Raw genomic sequence first — 15,976 nt, 5'->3', positions numbered from 1 at the left:
GTGTTGTTGCGGGCCTGTTCGCCCTTGGGTGCGATCTGCACGGGTTCCCTCGTCGATGGGGGTCCCCCGGCCGGAGGCTGGGGGAGGATGTCGCGGATCAGGTGGCGCGGGCCGGGTGTCGCGGGTCCGGTTCCGCGGGTCCGGTTCCGCGGGTCCGGTTCCGCGGACCGGGTGTCACCGCTCAGGGTGCCGCGGAGGAAGTGACGCGGATCAGGTCGAGTAGGCGCTGTTCTCGTGAACGTAGTCGGCCGTCAGGTCGTTGGTCCACAGCGTGGCGCCCGCCGTACCGGCGTTGAGGTTCGCGGTGACGACGACCTCGCGGCCCTTCATGTCCACCAGGTCGCGGTCCTCGCCCACGCCGCCGGCCCGGCAGACCCAGACGCCGTTGATCGCGACGTCCAGCTCGTTCGGGTCGAACGCCGCGGAGGTGGTGCCGATCGCGGCCAGCACCCGGCCCCAGTTGGGGTCCTCGCCGTGGATGGCGCACTTGAGCAGGTTGTTGCGGCTGATCGTCCGGGCGACCTCGACCGCCTCGTCCTCGGTGGCGGCGCCGGTGACGTCGATCCGGATCTCCTTGCTCGCGCCCTCGGCGTCACCGATCAGCTGGCGGGCCAGGTCGGCGCTGACCGTCCGGACGGCCTCGGCGAACTCGGCCTGCTCCGGGGTGATGCCGGAGGCGGCGGAGGCGAGCAGCAGCACGGTGTCGTTGGTCGACATGCAGCCGTCGGAGTCGATCCGGTCGAAGGTGGTGCGGGTGGCGCCGCGCAGCGCGGCGTCCAGGCCGGCGCTGTCGACGGCGGCGTCGGTGGTGAGCACGACCAGCATGGTGGCGAGGCTCGGGGCGAGCATGCCCGCACCCTTGGCCATGCCGCCGACCGTCCATCCGGCCGGGCTGGTGAACCGGGCGGTCTTGTGCACCGTGTCGGTGGTCTTGATGGCGATCGCGGCGGCCTCGCCGCCGGCCTCGTCGAGCTCGCCCGCGGCCAGGGCGACCCCGGGCAGCAGGACGTCCATCGGCAGCCGCACGCCGATCAGGCCGGTGGAGGCGACGGCGACCTCGCCCGCGTTGAGGCCCAGCTCCGCGGCCGCCTTCTCCGCGGTGGCGTGGGTGTCCTGGAAGCCGAGCGGGCCGGTGCAGGCGTTGGCGCCACCGGAGTTGAGGACGACGGCGGAGACCCGGCCGCCCTTGAGGACCTGCTCGGACCAGAGCACCGGCGCGGCCTTGACCCGGTTGGCGGTGAAGACGCCGGCCGCGGCGAGCGAGGGGCCGTCGTTGACCACCAGGGCGAGGTCGGGGGTGCCGGAGGCCTTGATGCCGGCGGTCACACCGGCGGCGCGGAAGCCCTTGGCCGCGGTCACCCCGACGTTCGTGCTGTTGCTCACGGTGCGACTCCGTTCACGGGAAGGCCCAGCTCCTCGGGCAGGCCCAGGGCGATGTTCATGCTCTGCACCGCGCCGCCGGCGGTGCCCTTGACCAGGTTGTCGATCGCGCTGATCGCGATGATCCGCCCGGCGGCGGCGTCCAGGGCGACCTGGACCAGGGCGGTGTTGGCGCCGTAGACGCTGCTGGTCTGCGGCCACTGCCCCTCGGGCAGCAGGTGGACGAAGGGCTCGTCCGCGAAGGCCTCGGTGTACGCGGCGCGCAGGCTCCGGGCCGTCACCTCCGGCCTGGCCTTGGCCGAGCAGGTGGCGAGGATGCCGCGCGGCATCGGGACGAGGGTGGGGGTGAAGGAGACGGTGACCGGCTCGCCGGCGACCGGGGTGAGGTTCTGCGCCATCTCCGGGGTGTGCCGGTGGACGCCGCCGACGCCGTAGGGGCTGACGCTGCCCATCACCTCGCTGCCCAGCAGGTGCGGCTTGGCGGCCTTGCCGGCGCCGGAGGTGCCGGAGGCGGCGACCACCACGGCCTCCGGCTCGGCGAGCCGCGCGGCGTACGCGGGGAACAGCGCCAGGGAGACGGCCGTCGGGTAGCAGCCGGGGACGGCGATCCGGTTGCTGCCCTTCAACGCGGCGCGGTGGCCGGGGAGTTCGGGCAGGCCGTAGGGCCAGGTACCGGCGTGCGCGGAGCCGTAGAACTGCTCCCAGTCGGCGGCGGCCCTGAGCCGGAAGTCGGCGCCGCAGTCGATCACCAGGACGTTCGGGCCGAGCTCCTCGGCGACCGCGGCGGACTGGCCGTGCGGCAGCGCCAGGAACACCACGTCGTGGTCGGCCAGCACCTCGGGGGTGGTGGCCTCGAGGACGCGGTCGGCCAGCGGGAGGAGGTGCGGTTGGAGCGCGCCCAGTCTGGTGCCCGCGTTCGAGCCGCCGGTCAGCGCCCCGATCTCCACCTCCGGGTGGCCGAGCAGCAGGCGCAGCACCTCACCGCCCGCGTAACCGCTCGCGCCGGCGACGGCGACTCGCAATGCCATGGCGTTCCTCCTTCGACTTGGCATGAATATACGCGCGACGGAAAATTCATGCAAGGAGTTCATGCCGCATCCCGGCGGGGCGGAGCCGCCCGGGTCAGCGCTTGACGGCCCGCAGCACCACGAACTTGGGGTTGCCGGCGACGAGTTGGCAGTTGCCGAAGAGGCGGCGCAGCTTGACGTGGTAACCGAGGTGGCGGTTGCCGACCACCCAGAGTTCGCCGCCGGGCCGCAGCGCCCGCCTGGCGCCGGTGAACATCCGCCAGGCGGTGGCGTCGGTGGTGGCCTGGTGGGAGTGGAACGGCGGGTTGTTGAGCACCAGGTCCACCGAGCCGGCCGCGACCACGTCCGGGGCCAGGGCGTCGGCGGCCAGGAACTCGGCCGGGGCGTCCGGGCCCAGGTTGAGGCGGAAGGTCTCCTCGGCGGAGGCCACCGCCTGGTGCGACTCGTCCACGAACACCAGCTCCGCGCCGGGGCCGGCCAGCGCCGCGGCCGTGCCGACCACGCCGTTGCCGCAGCCGAGGTCCACCACCCGGGCGCCGGGGGCCGGGACGGGCAGGTGGGCGAGGAGGAAGCGGGTGCCGATGTCGAGCCGTTCGGCGCAGAAGGTGCCGGCGTGGTTGACGACGGTACGGCCGGAGGCGGGGCCGATGTCCGGAGGCAGCGCGTAGCGGTGCGGCCACGGACTGGGGCCGGGGTCCAGGGTCCGGTCCGGGGTGCAGAAGATCAGTCGGGCCTTGCGGACCGCCAGCGAGGTGCGGGTCGGGCCGAGGATCCGCTCGAACAGCTGGAGCGTGGAGGTGTGGATCTCGGTGACCATGCCGGTGCCGATCACCACGGTGCCCTCGTGGACGGCCGGGGCGAGCCGGTGCAGCTGGTCCTCCAGCAGGGCCAGGCTCTTGGGGACGCGCACCAGCAGCACGTCGATCCGCTCCGGCACCGCGTCCCGGGTGGTCAGCAGCCGCGACTCGTCGACGGCGGCGCCGGCCCGGGCCAGGTTGGCCAGGGTGGCCCGCCGGCCGAGGTGGGAGTCGGTGATCTGCAGCGGCCGGTGCCCGGCGAGCGCGGTGGTCAGCGCGCCCCAGCGGTCACCGAGGACGACGACCGTGCGGCCGGCCAGTTCCGTCGCGGCGCCGGCCGCGCTGTCGGCCTCGCCCGCGAGGTGGCGCAGCAGGTACTCGTCGGCGGCGTCCCAGGCCCGGAGCCGCTCGCGCGGGTCAACCGGGAAGCGGGTGAGCTCCAAGGTGCCCCACGGGGTGGCCATGGTGGTGTTCGACGGGGTCGCGGCGGGCGTGGTCTGGGAATTCATCGTGCCCTCAGGCTATCCGACAGCCCCCGGGGGCGATTACGGACGGATACTGGAAGAGCCCGACCGAGAGGGGTGAGGGCGATGGAGTGGAGACTCGAAGTCGTGGTGGTCCCGGTGTCCGACGTGGACCGCTCGAAGCTCTTCTACGAGGAGCAGGTCGGGTTCACCGTCGACCACGACACCCTGCTGCGGGACGGGATCCGGGTGGTCCAGCTGACTCCCCCCGGCTCGCCCTGCTCCATCGTGGTGGCCAAGGGGGTGATCGACTCGCCGCCCGGATCGGTGAAGGGCCTCCAGCTGGTGGTGCCGGACATCGACAAGGCGCACGCCGAACTGACGGCGCGGGGCGTGCCGGTCAGCCCCGTCCAGCACTTCGTGACGGGGGGCCGGGTGGACGGGCACGGCGAGGCGTGGAACAACTTCGTGTTCTTCAACGACCCGGACGGGAACGGCTGGGCGGTCCAGGAGGCGCCGCGCGCCGGATAGGTCTTGGGTAGGCTCCGAGGATGGCTGAACACGAGGGAAGCGTGCGGGTGGACAGCTGGATCTGGTCGGTCCGGCTGGTCAGGACGCGGGCGCTGGCCGCCGCCGCGTGCCGCGCCGGGCACGTCCGGGTGAACGGCGAACGGGCCAAGCCCGCCCAGGCGCTGAAGCCCGGGGACGAGGTCCGGGTCCGCGAGGAGGGCTACGAACGGGTCGTGGTGGTGCGGAAGCTGATCCGCAAGCGGGTCGGCGCCGCGGTCGCCGCGGAGTGCCTGCTCGACAACAGCCCGCCGCGGCCGCCGCGCGAGTTCGTCGCGGCGGCCGGGACGCGGGACCGCGGCACCGGGCGGCCGACCAAGCGGGAGCGCCGCGAGCTGGACCAGCTGCGCGGACACTGAGAGGTACCGGTCCGTTACGCGGCGGCGGTGGCGAGCACCTTGTCGAGGAAGCCGCCGAGGTTGCCCACCGTACGGTCGATCTGCAGCTCCAGCGGCAGCGACTCGTCGGGCCGGGTGACCAGCGTGGACTTCTTCAGCCCGCGCACGTACAGCGAGCAGGCCAGGTCGGCGCAGATGTAGGTGCCGACCGTGTTGCCCTCGCGCCCGGCCGTCCCGGCCCGGCGGGCGGCGAGCAGCGCCACCCCTGACCCGGCGTGCGCGGTGATGCACAGCGAGCACACGTTGGTCTTGGTCAGGCTGCGCCGGATCACCGGCGAGCGCAGCGTCACGCCGACGAGCTCGCCGCCGTACGGCGCCACCAGGTACGCGCGGTCGGGTGCGCCTTGATCCCGCCAGCCGAGGAAGTCCAGGTGCTCCCAGGGCAGTTCGGCCAGGCCCCGGGGCAGGTTGAGCCGGCGGGCCTCGCCCTTGGAGCAGTTGACGAAGGACGCGCGGATCTCGTTCTCACTCAGGGGTTCCATGTCGCGGAAGCTAACACCGACCCGTCCGCCCTGTCGCGCCGTTTTCACCCGGTGCGCACCGGATGGGCGGCCTGGACGGCCAGCCGCCGCGGGGCGTCCTCGCCGATCCGGGTGAGCAGGTCGTCCAGCGCGAGGAAGGCCTCCCAGCGCTCCCTGCCGCCGGCGGCGAGGAGGTCCACCACGCGGTCCTCCAGGTCCTGGACGCGCTTGTTCTTCCAGGCCTTGTCGGCGAGGCTGACCAGCAGTTCCTCGACGGTCACCCCGGGTGCGCCCCAGCTCGCGTGGCTGCGGGCGAAGCGGGCGAGGTACTCGGGGACGCCGCGGGAGAGCAGCAGCCGGTGTCCGGCGGCCTCGTGCAGGGAGCCGGGGCCGGAGAGCTCCTCGGGGTGGAGGACCTTGCCGATGTCGTGGATGGCGGCGCCGTAGCGGACCGCCTCGCGGTCGAAGGCCAGGCCCTCGCGGGCGCAGAAGTCGGCGATCTCCTCGGCCGCCTCGTGCACCAGCGCGAGGTGGGCGACCAGGCGGGGCGGGGCGTCGACGGCCCGCAGGAGGTCGGCGACGTCCGGGGGCAGCGGCGGCAGGGACTCGGTCACGGCGGCGGGCCGGCTCCGGGGTGAGGGGATGTCAGTGAGGGTCCGTAGGCTTCTGCCGTCCGGTCCCGGCGCAGGAGGGAGGCGCCGGGGCCGGACGCGGCGGAGCGGGGAGGGGGCTACTTCTTGAAGGCGACGCCGGCGTACGCCGAGACGTCCTGCCAGCCCTCGGGGAGTTCGGAGGTGGGCACGTGGCCGGCGGTGGGGCGCCAGAGCGGGAGCTGGACGAGCCCGGGGCCGGCGAACTCGAAGTCGCCGAAGAAGGGTTCGACGCCGGAGCGCGGGCGCAGCACGAGCGGGGCGCTGGCGCTCCGGTAGATCCGGGTGCCCTCGGCGGCGCTCTCGCGGGAGGCGAAGTCGGGGCTGCCGTGGGAGAGGATCAGCGCGCTGCCGGGGGCGAGCGCGTCGCGCAGGGTGCGGACGATCCGCTGCGCGCCGTCCTCGTCGCGGATGAAGTGCAGGACGGCGACCAGCATCAGCGCGACCGGCTGGGAGAGGTCGACGGCGCCGGCCAGCGCGGGGTGGCCGAGGATCGCGGCCGGGTCGCGCAGGTCGGCCTCGATCACCGAGGTGTGCCCGGCGGGGTGGCTCGCCAGCAGGGCGCGGGCGTGGGTGGCGACGATCGGGTCGTTGTCCACGTACACCACCCGGGCGTCCGGGGCGACGCGCTGGGCGACCTCGCTGGTGGAGCCGACCGCCGGGATGCCGGTGCCGATGTCGACGAACTGGCGCACGCCCCGGCCCGCCACGAACTCCACGGCGCGGCCGAGGAACTGCCGGTTGGTGCGGGCCAGCAGCGGCAGCGCAGGGTAGGCGGATATCGCGGCCTGGGCGGCCTTGCGGTCGGCCTCGAAGTTGTCCTTGCCGCCGAGGTAGTAGTCGTACATCCGGGCGGTGTGCGGGACACCGGTGTCCAGCTCGCTCGGCGGCTGCCAGTCGTCGGCTCTGGCCCAGTCCCACTCGGTGCCCGCGCTCCGGCCGGTCGCCGCGCTGTCCTCGTACATCCTGTCCGCCCCCAATGCGCAATGCCGGAAGAGTCTGGCCACCGCCCGTCACGCGGTGCGCGGTGATCGTATCCAAGGACACTGCGCGGAAACAGCGGGAGTTCAGGTTCACGCAACACCCGGTGACGGACGGTGTCCACGTCAAGGGCCGGTGCGGCCGGTCGTACCGGATCGCCCGGCCGGACCGCGCTCTCTATGCTGGCTGCCGATGACTGCCGACCGCCGCACCGTGCTGCGCACCACCGCCCGACTCGCCGCCCTCGCCGCCACCGGCGGCCTGCTCACCGCCTGCGGCACCGGAACGCGCCGCCGGGCCGATCCGGGGGCGCTCTCCGCGCACCCGGGCACCGTGGACCCGCAGCACACCACCGACCCGGCCTGGAACGGCGGCGAGGGCCCGGGCTCCCCCGCGCCCTCCGCCCCGGCGGAGCCCGCTCCCGCCGGTGGGCCGACCGCCGCCGCGGCCGCGGCCGCCGCCACCCAGCCCTCCGCCCCGCCGGCCCCGCCCGCGCTGCCGCCGCTGGCGCCCGGCACCCCGGTCGAGGTCGCGTACGGGCCGCGCACCGGCCGCAACGTGGCGCTCACCGTCCACGGCAGCGGCGACCCGAAGCTGGCCACCGCCCTGCTGGAGGCCGCCGAGCAGCGCGGCGCCCGGCTGACCGTGATGGTGGTCGGCAGCTGGCTCGACCAGCAGCCGCAGATGGCCCGGCGGATCCTGGGCGGCGGCCACGAGCTGGGCAACCACACCCAGAACCACCTCAACATCTCGGCGATGACGCCGGACCAGGCGCGCGCCGAGATCGCCCAGTGCGCGGAGCGCCTGCAGCGGCTCACCGGCTCGATCGGCCGCTGGTTCCGCCCCTCCGCCGCGCAGTACGCCACGCCGATGGTGCGCGAGCAGGCCAGGGCGGTCGGGTACGAGCACGTGCTGTCCTTCGACGTCGACCCGCGCGACTACGGCGACCCGTCGGCCGCCGAGCTGCAGCGCCGGGTGCTGAACTCGGTGCGCGGCGGCTCGGTGGTGGCGCTGCACATGGGGCACCAGTGCACGGTGGACGCGCTGCCCGGGATCCTGGACGGGCTGGCCAAGGCGGGGCTCAAGCCGGTGACCGCCAGCCAGCTCTGCGCCTGAGGACGCGTTCAGAGCATCGGGTCGTCGTCCTTGTACGGGCGCAGCCGCAGCGTGCGGGCGTCCGCGGCGCGGATCGCGTCGGCCCGGTTGACCAGCTCCTCCAGGTTGTCCCGGCCGGCGTGGATGAACCGCCCGTGCAGTGCGTCGAAGCGGCCGCGGGCGGCGTCCACGGTGACCGCGACCATGTACGGGATGGAGTCCCAGGACCTGGCGTCCTTGAACATCGGCATCCCGGCGGTCATGTCGGTGGCCACCGCGCCCGGGCTGATGTCGAGGACGACGATGCCGTTGCGGGCGAGCGAGTCCGCCATGTTGTCGGAGAGCTGGAGCAGCGCGCCCTTGGAGGTGGCGTACGCGGTGTAGTGGCCGTCCGGGCGCAGCGCGAAGCCGGAGTTGAGGTTGACCACCCGGCCGCGCCGGCGGGCGACCATGCCGGGCAGCACGCAGCGCAGCAGGTTGTAGGGGCCGCGCAGGTTGGTCTCGACCACCTGCCACCACTGGTTGGCGTCGGTCTCCCAGAGCGGCACCTCGGCGCGGTCGACCAGGCCGGCGTTGTTGACCAGCAGGTCGATCGGCCCGAGGTCGCGCTCGACCACCCGGACCGCCTCGCGCACCGACCCGGGGCGGGTGACGTCGGCGGTCACGGCGACGCCCCGGGAGCCCCGCCTGACGCACTCCTTGAGGGTGTCGGTCAGCGTCTCGTGGGTGCGGCCGACCAGGCCGACGGCCATCCCCTCGGCGGCCAGGCCGATGGCGAGCTCCCGGCCGATGCCCCGGCCGGCGCCGGTGACCAGGGCGACCTGTCCCGCGAGCGATCCCGTCGACACCCTGTGCTCCCTTCGGGCCCCCGGCCCGGTCCGCTTCCGCCCCCTCCCCGTCTGCGGCATTCTGTCGGCCGCCGGGCGGAGCAGGCCCCGGGCACACGGGTCCGGGGGCGCCGCGTCACTCGTTCGGGGGATTCCCGGTGGTGGCACCCTGCCGGGGAGGGGGTGACCTACTGGCCGGTACGGAGTAGTAACGTCGTCGGGGCGGTGACCGGTGCACCCATTCCGGTACACCGGCCCGTCGTCCAGCAGCTCGCTGGGCCACCCGTAGCTGGGCGACCCCCAGCACCGTCGAAGGGCAACTGAGTGAGTGACATCGCGCGCGTCGGAGTGATCGGCTGCGGCCTGATGGGGTCGGGTATCGCCGAGGTCTTCGCCCGGGCCGGGCTGGACGTCCTGGTGTCGGAGGCCAGCGGTGAGGCCCTGGAGTTCGGCCGCACCCGGCTGACCAACTCCCTGGACACGGCGGTCAAGCGGGGCAAGCTGACCCCCGAGCAGCGGGACGAGGCGATGGCCCGGCTGTCCTTCACCGTCGACCTGTCCGACTTCGCCGACCGCGACCTGGTGGTCGAGGCCGTCGCCGAGCGCGAGGACGTCAAGGTCCGGATCTTCGAGACCCTGGACCGGGTGGTCGAGCGCCGCGACGCGATCCTGGCCTCCAACACCTCCTCGATCCCGATCGTGAAGCTGGCCGCCGCCACCACCCGCCCGGAGCAGGTGATCGGCCTGCACTTCTTCAACCCGGCGCCGGTGCAGAAGCTGGTCGAGGTCATCCCGACCCTGACCACCTCGGCGACCACCACCGAGCGGGTCGAGGCCTTCGCCTCCCAGGTGCTCGGCAAGGAGCCGATCCGCGCCCGCGACCGGGCCGGCTTCGTGGTCAACGCGCTGCTGGTGCCGTACCTGCTGTCCGCGGTGCGGATGTTCGAGTCGGGCGTGGCCACCGCCTCCGACATCGACAAGGGCATGGAGGCCGGCTGCGCCCACCCGATGGGCCCGCTGCGGCTGTGCGACCTGATCGGCCTGGACACCATCGTCTCGATCGCCGAGTCGATGTACGACGAGTACAAGGAGCCGCTGTACGCCGCTCCCCCGCTGCTGTCCCGGATGGTCGACGCGGGCCTGCTGGGCCGCAAGTCCGGCCGCGGCTTCTACGACTACACCGCGAGCGCCTGACCTGCGCGGCGCACCGGACACCAGGGGCCCGGCGGCCGGTTCACGGCCGCCGGGCCCCTCCGGTGCGGTGCGGCGTCAGCTGTTGATGGCGTAGCTGTCGCCGTAGACCTTCCACTTCAGCGGCGGGTTGAGGTCGAAGTTCTTCGCGTTGAGGAAGACCAGCTGCTCGGTGTCGACCCGGCTGGTGTCGGAGTGCGCCTCCTCCTTCTTCATGACCACCTTGCGGGCGTCCAGGAAGGCCTTGAGGTAGGTGGCCTCGTCGCCGCCCTGGGCGGGCGTCTTGGCCTTCTTCATGGCGGCGGCGCGGATGCCGCCGAAGCTGTCCGAGCTGTTGCCGGGGCCGTGCATGACGATGGCGTCGTAGTAGGCGAACTGGCCGAGCGCGCGCAGGCCGTCGCTCTTGGCCTGGTTGACGGCGGGGTTGAAGTACACCCGGTCGCGCTCGTCGTTCTGCGCCTGCTGGAAGACGGAGTCCTTGGCGGCGGTGGCCCAGGCCTTCTCGAACGCGGAGCCGAGGCCGGCGTGCGAGTCGGAGCCGTTGACCTTCTCCAGCGCCGGCAGGAACTTGGCCAGGACGTTGCCGGGCTTGAGGTCGGTGTAGTGCTGGACCAGCTCCAGCATGTCACCGGTGCCGGAACAGAAGCCGATGATGCCGGCGGTGTAGCCGCGGCCGTCCTTGATGTCCTCGATGTACTTGTACTGGGCCTTCCAGTCCAGCGACGAGTTCTCCGCGCTGGACACCAGCTGCATCGCGATGTCCTTCTTGTGCGGGTCGTCCAGCCCGACCCCCTTGAACTGGACGGCGGCGGCCGGCGACGGGGCGGCCTGGGCCGCCGAGGTGGCCGCGACGGTCAGGGGAGCGGCCACCAGGGCGGCGGCGAGGGCGATGCGGAGGGCACGACGGGGCTGAGGGCGCATGGGACGCTCCGATTCCTCGTGGGGTTAGGAAACTTTCCTAACGAGAAGTAGGAATACGCCTCCGGCCGTGCTCCCGCAAGGGTTTTGACGGAACGTCTTCAAGAGATCTTGGGCGGCCGGGCACCACGTGCCCGGGCACCACGCACCCGGGCGACGGAAAGGGCCCCGCCCCGGACGCGTGGTCCGGGGCGGGGCCCCTTGGGGCGCTGCCGCGTCAGGCGCCGCGCAGCACCGCGCCGGTGCGGGCGACGGCCTCGGCGACGGCTGCCTCACGGGCGGCGGTGGCCTCGTCGGCGGTCAGCGTGCGGTCGACCGCGCGGAAGCGCAGCGCGTACGCCAGCGACTTCCTGCCCTCGCCGACCTGCTCACCGGTGAACACGTCGAACAGCCGGATGGCCTCCAGCAGTTCGCCCGCGCCGGCGCGCAGCGCGGCCTCGACGTCGGCGGCCGGGACGGCGGTGTCGACGATCAGCGCGACGTCCTGGGTCGCCACCGGGAAACCGGAGACGGTCGGGCCGCCGACCCGCTCGGCGCCGTCGGCGGTGAGCAGGTCGATGTCGATCTCCATCGCGGCGGTACGGGCCGGCAGCCCGAGCGCCTTGACCACCCGCGGGTGCAGCTCACCGGCGTGGCCGACCACCCGGTCGGTGCCGGCCACCACCAGCTCGGCGCAGCGGCCCGGGTGCCACGGCGCCAGCTGGCCCTGACGGACGGTCAGCTCGACGCCGGCCGCGCGGGCCACCGTACGGGCCGCCTCGACGGCGTCCGCCCAGGAGGCCTGGGCGCCCTTGCCCCACCAGCCCGACGGCAGCCGCTCGCCCGCGAGGGCGACGGCGATCCGGCGCGGCTGGTCCGGCAGCGCGGCGTCCAGCGCGGCCAGCTCCTCGTCGCTGGGCCGGTGGTCGACCGCCGGGCGCGGGGCCACGCTCAGCTCGTCCTTGGGCAGGAAGACGGTGCCGGTCTCGTAGACCGCCAGGTCGGTGTTGCCCCGGCCGACGTTGCGGCGCAGCGCGCCGAGCAGGCCCGGCAGCAGCGTGGTGCGCAGCGCCGGCTCCTCGTCGTTCAGCGGGTTGACCAGCTTCACCGTGCGGCGGCGCCGGTCGTCCGCCTCCAGGCCGAGCGCCTCGAAGGCGGCCTCGCCGAGGAACGGGTAGTTGTTGACCTCGACGTAACCGGCCCCGGCCAGCGCGACGCCGATCCGGCGGTTCACCCGCTGGGCCTCGGTCAGGCCCTTGCCCGGGGGCACGTTCGGCATCCGGGCGGGGACGTTGTCGTAGCCCTCCAGCCGGATGACCTCCTCGGCGAGGTCGTACGGGTCGGTGAGGTCGGGGCGCCAGGTCGGCGGGGTGACCTCCAGGACGTCGGCGCCGGAGACCGAGCAGCCGATCTCCTGCAGGCGCCGGGTGACGGTCTCGCGGCCGTACGCGGCGCCGGCCACCCGGTCGGGCAGGTCGGCGGCGATGGTGATGGTGCGCACCGGGTGCGGGGCGGCGATGTCGGTGACCCCGGCCTCGGCGGTGCCGCCGGCGATCAGGACCAGCAGGTCGACGGCGCGCTGCGCGGCGGCGCGGGCGGCCTCCGGGTCGACGCCGCGCTCGAAGCGCTTGGACGCCTCGGAGGGCAGCTTGTGCCGCTTGGCGCTGCGGGCGATCGCGACCGGGTCGAAGTGCGCCGCCTCGATGATCACCTCGGTGGTGCCCGGGCCCGCGGCCGGGTCGAGGATCTCGGTGGAGGCGCCGCCCATCACGCCGGCCAGGCCGATCGGGCCGCTGTTGTCGCAGATCAGCAGGTCCTCGACGGCGAGCTTGCGCTCCACCCCGTCGAGGGTGGTGAGGGTCTCGCCCTGCTCCGCCCGGCGGACCACGATCGGGCCGTCCACGCGCTGCTTGTCGTAGGCGTGCAGCGGCTGGCCGACCTCCAGCATCACGTAGTTGGTGATGTCGACGGTCAGCGAGATCGGGCGGATGCCCGACTTCTGGAGCCGGCGCTGGAGCCAGATCGGGGACATGGCGTTCGGGTCGACGCCGACGACCGTACGGGCCACGAAGCGGTCGCAGCCGGCCTGGTCGTTGACCTTCACCAGGTAGCCGAAGGAGTTCGCCGGCGGCACGTCGAGCAGCGCCGGGTCGGCCAGCGGCAGCCCGTACGCGGCGGCGGCCTCACGGGCCACGCCGCGCATGGACAGGCAGTAGCCGCGGTCCGGGGTGACGGCGATGTCGAGCACCTCGTCGACGAGCTGGAGCAGCTCGATCGCGTCGGTGCCGGGCTCGTACTCCGGCGGGAGCACGATGATGCCGTTGTGGTCGTCGCCCATGCCCAGCTCGCGGGCGGAGCAGATCATGCCGGCCGAGGTGTGGCCGTAGGTCTTGCGGGCCGCGATCGGGAACGGGCCGGGCAGCACCGCGCCCGGGAGCACGACCACGACCTTGTCGCCGACGGCGAAGTTGGTCGCGCCGCAGACGATCTCCTGCGGCTCGCCGGTGCCGTTGGCGTCGCCGACGTTCACGAAGCAGTGCCGGATCGGCTTCTTGAAGCCGGACAGCTCCTCGATGGAGAGCACCTCGCCGACCACCAGCGGGCCCTTGAGGTCCGCGCCGAGCTGCTCGACGGTCTCGACCTCCAGGCCGGCCCGGACCAGGCGCTCCGCGACGTCACGGCCGGTCTCGCCGGCCGGCAGGTCGACGTACTCGCGCAGCCAGGAAAGCGGGACGCGCATCAGATCTCCATCCCGAACGGGAGGGTGAAGCGGACGTCACCCTCGACCATGTCGCGCATGTCGGCGACGTTGTGACGATTCATCAGGATCCGCTCCAGGCCCAGGCCGAAGGCGAAGCCGCTGTAGCGGTCGGGGTCGACACCGCAGGCGACCAGCACCCGCGGGTTGACCACGCCGCAGCCGCCGAGCTCGATCCAGCCCTCGGAGGAGCACGTCCGGCATGGCCGGTCCGGGTTGCCGACGCTCGCACCGCGGCACACGAAGCACTGGAGGTCGATCTCCGCGCTCGGCTCGGTGAACGGGAAGTACGACGGGCGCCAGCGCAGCTCCAGGCCGCCGCCGATCAGCTTCTCGACCAGCACCTCGATGGTGCCCTTGAGGTCGGCGAAGGTGATGCCCTCGTCCACCGCGAGGCCCTCGACCTGGCGGAAGACCGGGGTGTGGGTGGCGTCCAGCTCGTCGGTCCGGTAGACCCGGCCCGGGCAGACCACGTAGAGCGGCGGCTCGCGGTCGAGCATGGTGCGCGCCTGGACCGGGGAGGTCTGGGTGCGCAGCACCACGCCGGAGTCGGCGGAGCCGTCCGGGGCCTGGACGAAGAAGGTGTCCTGCATCGAGCGGGCCGGGTGGTCCGGGCCCAGGTTGAGGGCGTCGAAGTTGAGCCACTCGGCCTCGACCTCGGGGCCCTCCGCGACCTGGTAGCCCATCGCGACGAAGGTGTCCTCGATGAGCTCGGCCATGGTGGTCAGCGGGTGCCGGGCGCCGCGCGGGGCGCGGTCGTACGGCAGCGTGACGTCCACCGCCTCCTCGACCAGCACGCGGGCGTCCCGCTCCGCCTCCAGCTCGGCCTGCCGCTTGGCGAGGGCCTGGTTGACGGCCCCGCGGGCCTGGCCGATCAGCTTTCCGGCGGCCGCCTTGGCGTGCGGGGGCAGGGCGCCGATCTCGCGGTTGGCGAGAGAGAGCGCGGAGCGATCGCCGGTGTGGGCGACCTTGGCCTGCTTCAGCTCGTCCAGGGAACCGGCGGCGGCGAACGCGGCGACCGCCTCGTCCCGCGCCTGCTCCACCACCTCGGGCTTCAGGGCCTCGACCTCGACCGGGTCGTACGACTTGTTGGGTGCCGACATCTCTATCTTTCCCGTGCTCCTGCTCGTCCGTGCTCAAGGTCTTTGGGCCAACGCCAAAGGTCGAGTGTAGTCGCAGCGGGTATCACCGCTGCCGCGAAGCCCGTCCGGGGAGCGACGTCCGGCCCGCTCGGGAGCGGCCGGTACGGCTCGGAGCACATGGTGCTCGTCGTCCACGCTCCTTCAGAGCATGAAGTCGGGTACCCCGGCGGGCAGGATGAATCGGAACCGGGCGCCGCCGCCGGGCGCGCGGTCGACGCGGATCGAGCCGCCGTGGGCCTCCACGATGCCCTTGACGATGTAGAGGCCCAGGCCCGTGCCGCCGCGCTTGGAACCGCGCCAGAAGCGGGTGAAGACGCGCGGCATCGACTCCTCGGGGATTCCGCTGCCTTCGTCGCTCACGGTGACCGCTGTGCCTTCCACGATGCGGGGCGGGGTGCCGCCGCGCTCCCACAGGGGCGCCTCGACGACCTCCTTGGCCGGTGCCACCTCGATGGTGACAGTTCCCTCGCCGTGCCGCACCGCGTTTTCCAGCAGGTTGGCGAGCACCTGGTCGACCTTGTCCGGGTCGGCCCACAGGACGGTCAGCGGCTCGGCGATCCGGATGTCGAAGCGGTCCTCGGCGATGCCGGTGGCGACCTTGCGCTCGACGTGCCGGCGCACCGCCGCGGCCAGGTCGACCACCTGCTTGCGCAGCTCCAGCCGACCGGCGTCGATGCGGGAGATGTCCAGCAGCTCGGCGATCAGCCGGGTGACCCGGTCGGCGTCGGCGTCCACCGTCTCCAGCATCAGCCGCTTCTGCCCGTCGGTGAACCGCTCCCACTTGGCCAGCAGCGTCGCCGTGAAGCCCTTGACGCTGGTCAGCGGGGAGCGCAGCTCGTGCGCCACGGTGGCGATCAGCTCGGCGTGGCTGCGCTCGGTGCGGCGCCGGGCCTCGGTGCCGCGCAGGGCGATCACCAGCCGCTCCAGCGGCCCGCCCGGCGCGCTGCGCACGTACCGGGCGGAGACCAGCACCTCGCGCCCCCCGGGCAGCAGCAGGTTGCGCTCCGGCTGGCGGGTGCGGATGGCCAGGCCGCCGTACGGGTCGGTCAGCTGCCACCAGCGGCGGCCGTCCAGGTCCTCCAGCGGGAGAGCGTCCTCCAGCACGCTGCCGAGCGCGGCCTGCGGGAGCACGCCGGTGAGCCGGGCCGCGGCCCGGTTGAAGCAGACCACCCGGCCCAGCGCGTCGGCGACCACCAGGCCGTCCGGCAGGTCGTCCGGGTCGAGCTCGGGCCCGCTGCCGACCATGGGTTGCCTCCCCGATTACCCACCGTGCCGTTCCCCCCACCGAGGCAGACCCTAGCGCCTCCCAGGCCCGTGCAGTAGGGCTTGCAACGGGTGAT

The 15,976-nt window shown here is 73.4% G+C and carries 15 protein-coding genes; 4 read left to right on the top strand and 11 right to left on the bottom strand.

The window, feature by feature from the left end; translation table 11 throughout:
* Nucleotides 1-210 precede the first annotated feature (210 nt).
* The 3 genes from argJ to ACFY0X_RS08525 form a co-directional block, all read right to left on the bottom strand.
* Nucleotides 211-1,383: a bifunctional glutamate N-acetyltransferase/amino-acid acetyltransferase ArgJ gene (argJ, locus tag ACFY0X_RS08535; protein ID WP_387750728.1), complete on the bottom strand. Its 1,173-nt coding sequence runs from the start codon at nt 1,381-1,383 to the stop codon at nt 211-213.
* Nucleotides 1,380-2,408 carry an N-acetyl-gamma-glutamyl-phosphate reductase gene (argC, locus tag ACFY0X_RS08530; protein WP_387750725.1) on the bottom strand — a complete coding sequence of 343 codons (1,029 nt, stop codon included), beginning with the start codon at nt 2,406-2,408 and terminating at the stop codon, nt 1,380-1,382. The genes argJ and argC overlap by 4 nt, the downstream gene beginning before the upstream one ends.
* Nucleotides 2,409-2,502: 94 nt before the next feature.
* Nucleotides 2,503-3,669, bottom strand: coding sequence for a methyltransferase (locus ACFY0X_RS08525; protein WP_387751907.1), 1,167 nt, complete (start codon nt 3,667-3,669; stop codon nt 2,503-2,505).
* A 126-nt stretch (nt 3,670-3,795) separates the two neighbouring features.
* On the opposite strand from ACFY0X_RS08525, the gene ACFY0X_RS08520 reads away from it, so the two are divergent.
* Both ACFY0X_RS08520 and ACFY0X_RS08515 read left to right on the top strand, forming a co-directional pair.
* Entirely contained in the window at nt 3,796-4,200 is a 405-nt protein-coding gene (locus ACFY0X_RS08520; protein WP_387750722.1) for a VOC family protein, read from the top strand.
* A 20-nt stretch (nt 4,201-4,220) separates the two neighbouring features.
* Nucleotides 4,221-4,595, top strand: a complete 375-nt coding sequence (locus ACFY0X_RS08515; RefSeq protein WP_387750719.1) for an RNA-binding S4 domain-containing protein — start codon at nt 4,221-4,223, stop codon at nt 4,593-4,595.
* A gap of 14 nt (nt 4,596-4,609) precedes the next feature.
* Here ACFY0X_RS08515 and ACFY0X_RS08510 read toward each other — a convergent pair whose 3' ends face one another.
* The 3 genes from ACFY0X_RS08510 to ACFY0X_RS08500 all read right to left on the bottom strand — a co-directional run bounded on the left by ACFY0X_RS08510 (nt 4,610) and on the right by ACFY0X_RS08500 (nt 6,710).
* Nucleotides 4,610-5,116: an FBP domain-containing protein gene (locus tag ACFY0X_RS08510; RefSeq protein WP_387750716.1), complete on the bottom strand. Its 507-nt coding sequence runs from the start codon at nt 5,114-5,116 to the stop codon at nt 4,610-4,612.
* Nucleotides 5,117-5,160: 44 nt separating this feature from the next.
* Nucleotides 5,161-5,709: an HDIG domain-containing metalloprotein gene (locus tag ACFY0X_RS08505; RefSeq protein ID WP_387750713.1), complete on the bottom strand. Its 549-nt coding sequence runs from the start codon at nt 5,707-5,709 to the stop codon at nt 5,161-5,163.
* Nucleotides 5,710-5,825: 116 nt separating this feature from the next.
* Complete coding sequence (locus ACFY0X_RS08500) at nt 5,826-6,710, bottom strand: SAM-dependent methyltransferase (protein ID WP_387750710.1); 885 nt, start codon at nt 6,708-6,710, stop codon at nt 5,826-5,828.
* Between the two features lie 208 nt (nt 6,711-6,918).
* On the opposite strand from ACFY0X_RS08500, the gene ACFY0X_RS08495 reads away from it, so the two are divergent.
* Entirely contained in the window at nt 6,919-7,842 is a 924-nt protein-coding gene (locus ACFY0X_RS08495; RefSeq protein WP_387750707.1) for a polysaccharide deacetylase family protein, read from the top strand.
* An 8-nt stretch (nt 7,843-7,850) separates the two neighbouring features.
* Here ACFY0X_RS08495 and ACFY0X_RS08490 read toward each other — a convergent pair whose 3' ends face one another.
* On the bottom strand, nt 7,851-8,669 hold the full coding sequence (locus tag ACFY0X_RS08490; protein WP_387750704.1) for an SDR family NAD(P)-dependent oxidoreductase: 819 nt from the start codon (nt 8,667-8,669) through the stop codon (nt 7,851-7,853).
* 303 nt (nt 8,670-8,972) lie between these two features.
* Here ACFY0X_RS08490 and ACFY0X_RS08485 point away from each other — a divergent pair, with 303 nt between their 5' ends.
* Entirely contained in the window at nt 8,973-9,842 is an 870-nt protein-coding gene (locus ACFY0X_RS08485; protein WP_387750702.1) for a 3-hydroxybutyryl-CoA dehydrogenase, read from the top strand.
* A gap of 75 nt (nt 9,843-9,917) precedes the next feature.
* Here ACFY0X_RS08485 and ACFY0X_RS08480 read toward each other — a convergent pair whose 3' ends face one another.
* The 4 genes from ACFY0X_RS08480 to ACFY0X_RS08465 form a co-directional block, all read right to left on the bottom strand.
* Entirely contained in the window at nt 9,918-10,760 is an 843-nt protein-coding gene (locus tag ACFY0X_RS08480; protein ID WP_387750699.1) for a chitosanase, read from the bottom strand.
* Nucleotides 10,761-10,974: 214 nt separating this feature from the next.
* Complete coding sequence (gene pheT, locus ACFY0X_RS08475; RefSeq protein WP_387750696.1) at nt 10,975-13,476, bottom strand: phenylalanine--tRNA ligase subunit beta; 2,502 nt, start codon at nt 13,474-13,476, stop codon at nt 10,975-10,977.
* The gene (pheS, locus tag ACFY0X_RS08470) at nt 13,476-14,597 is read right to left on the bottom strand and encodes a phenylalanine--tRNA ligase subunit alpha (protein ID WP_387750694.1); all 1,122 of its coding nucleotides are present in this window, start codon (nt 14,595-14,597) and stop codon (nt 13,476-13,478) included. Before pheS ends, pheT begins: the two co-directional genes overlap by 1 nt.
* A gap of 180 nt (nt 14,598-14,777) precedes the next feature.
* Complete coding sequence (locus ACFY0X_RS08465; protein WP_387750691.1) at nt 14,778-15,881, bottom strand: ATP-binding protein; 1,104 nt, start codon at nt 15,879-15,881, stop codon at nt 14,778-14,780.
* Nucleotides 15,882-15,976: the final 95 nt, after the last annotated feature.

It is taken from the genome of Kitasatospora sp. NPDC001547 (assembly GCF_042894165.1).
Taxonomy (GTDB): domain Bacteria; phylum Actinomycetota; class Actinomycetes; order Streptomycetales; family Streptomycetaceae; genus Kitasatospora.
Note: the sequence above shows the minus strand (reverse complement) of the source record. Positions and strands in the feature narration are given on the sequence as shown.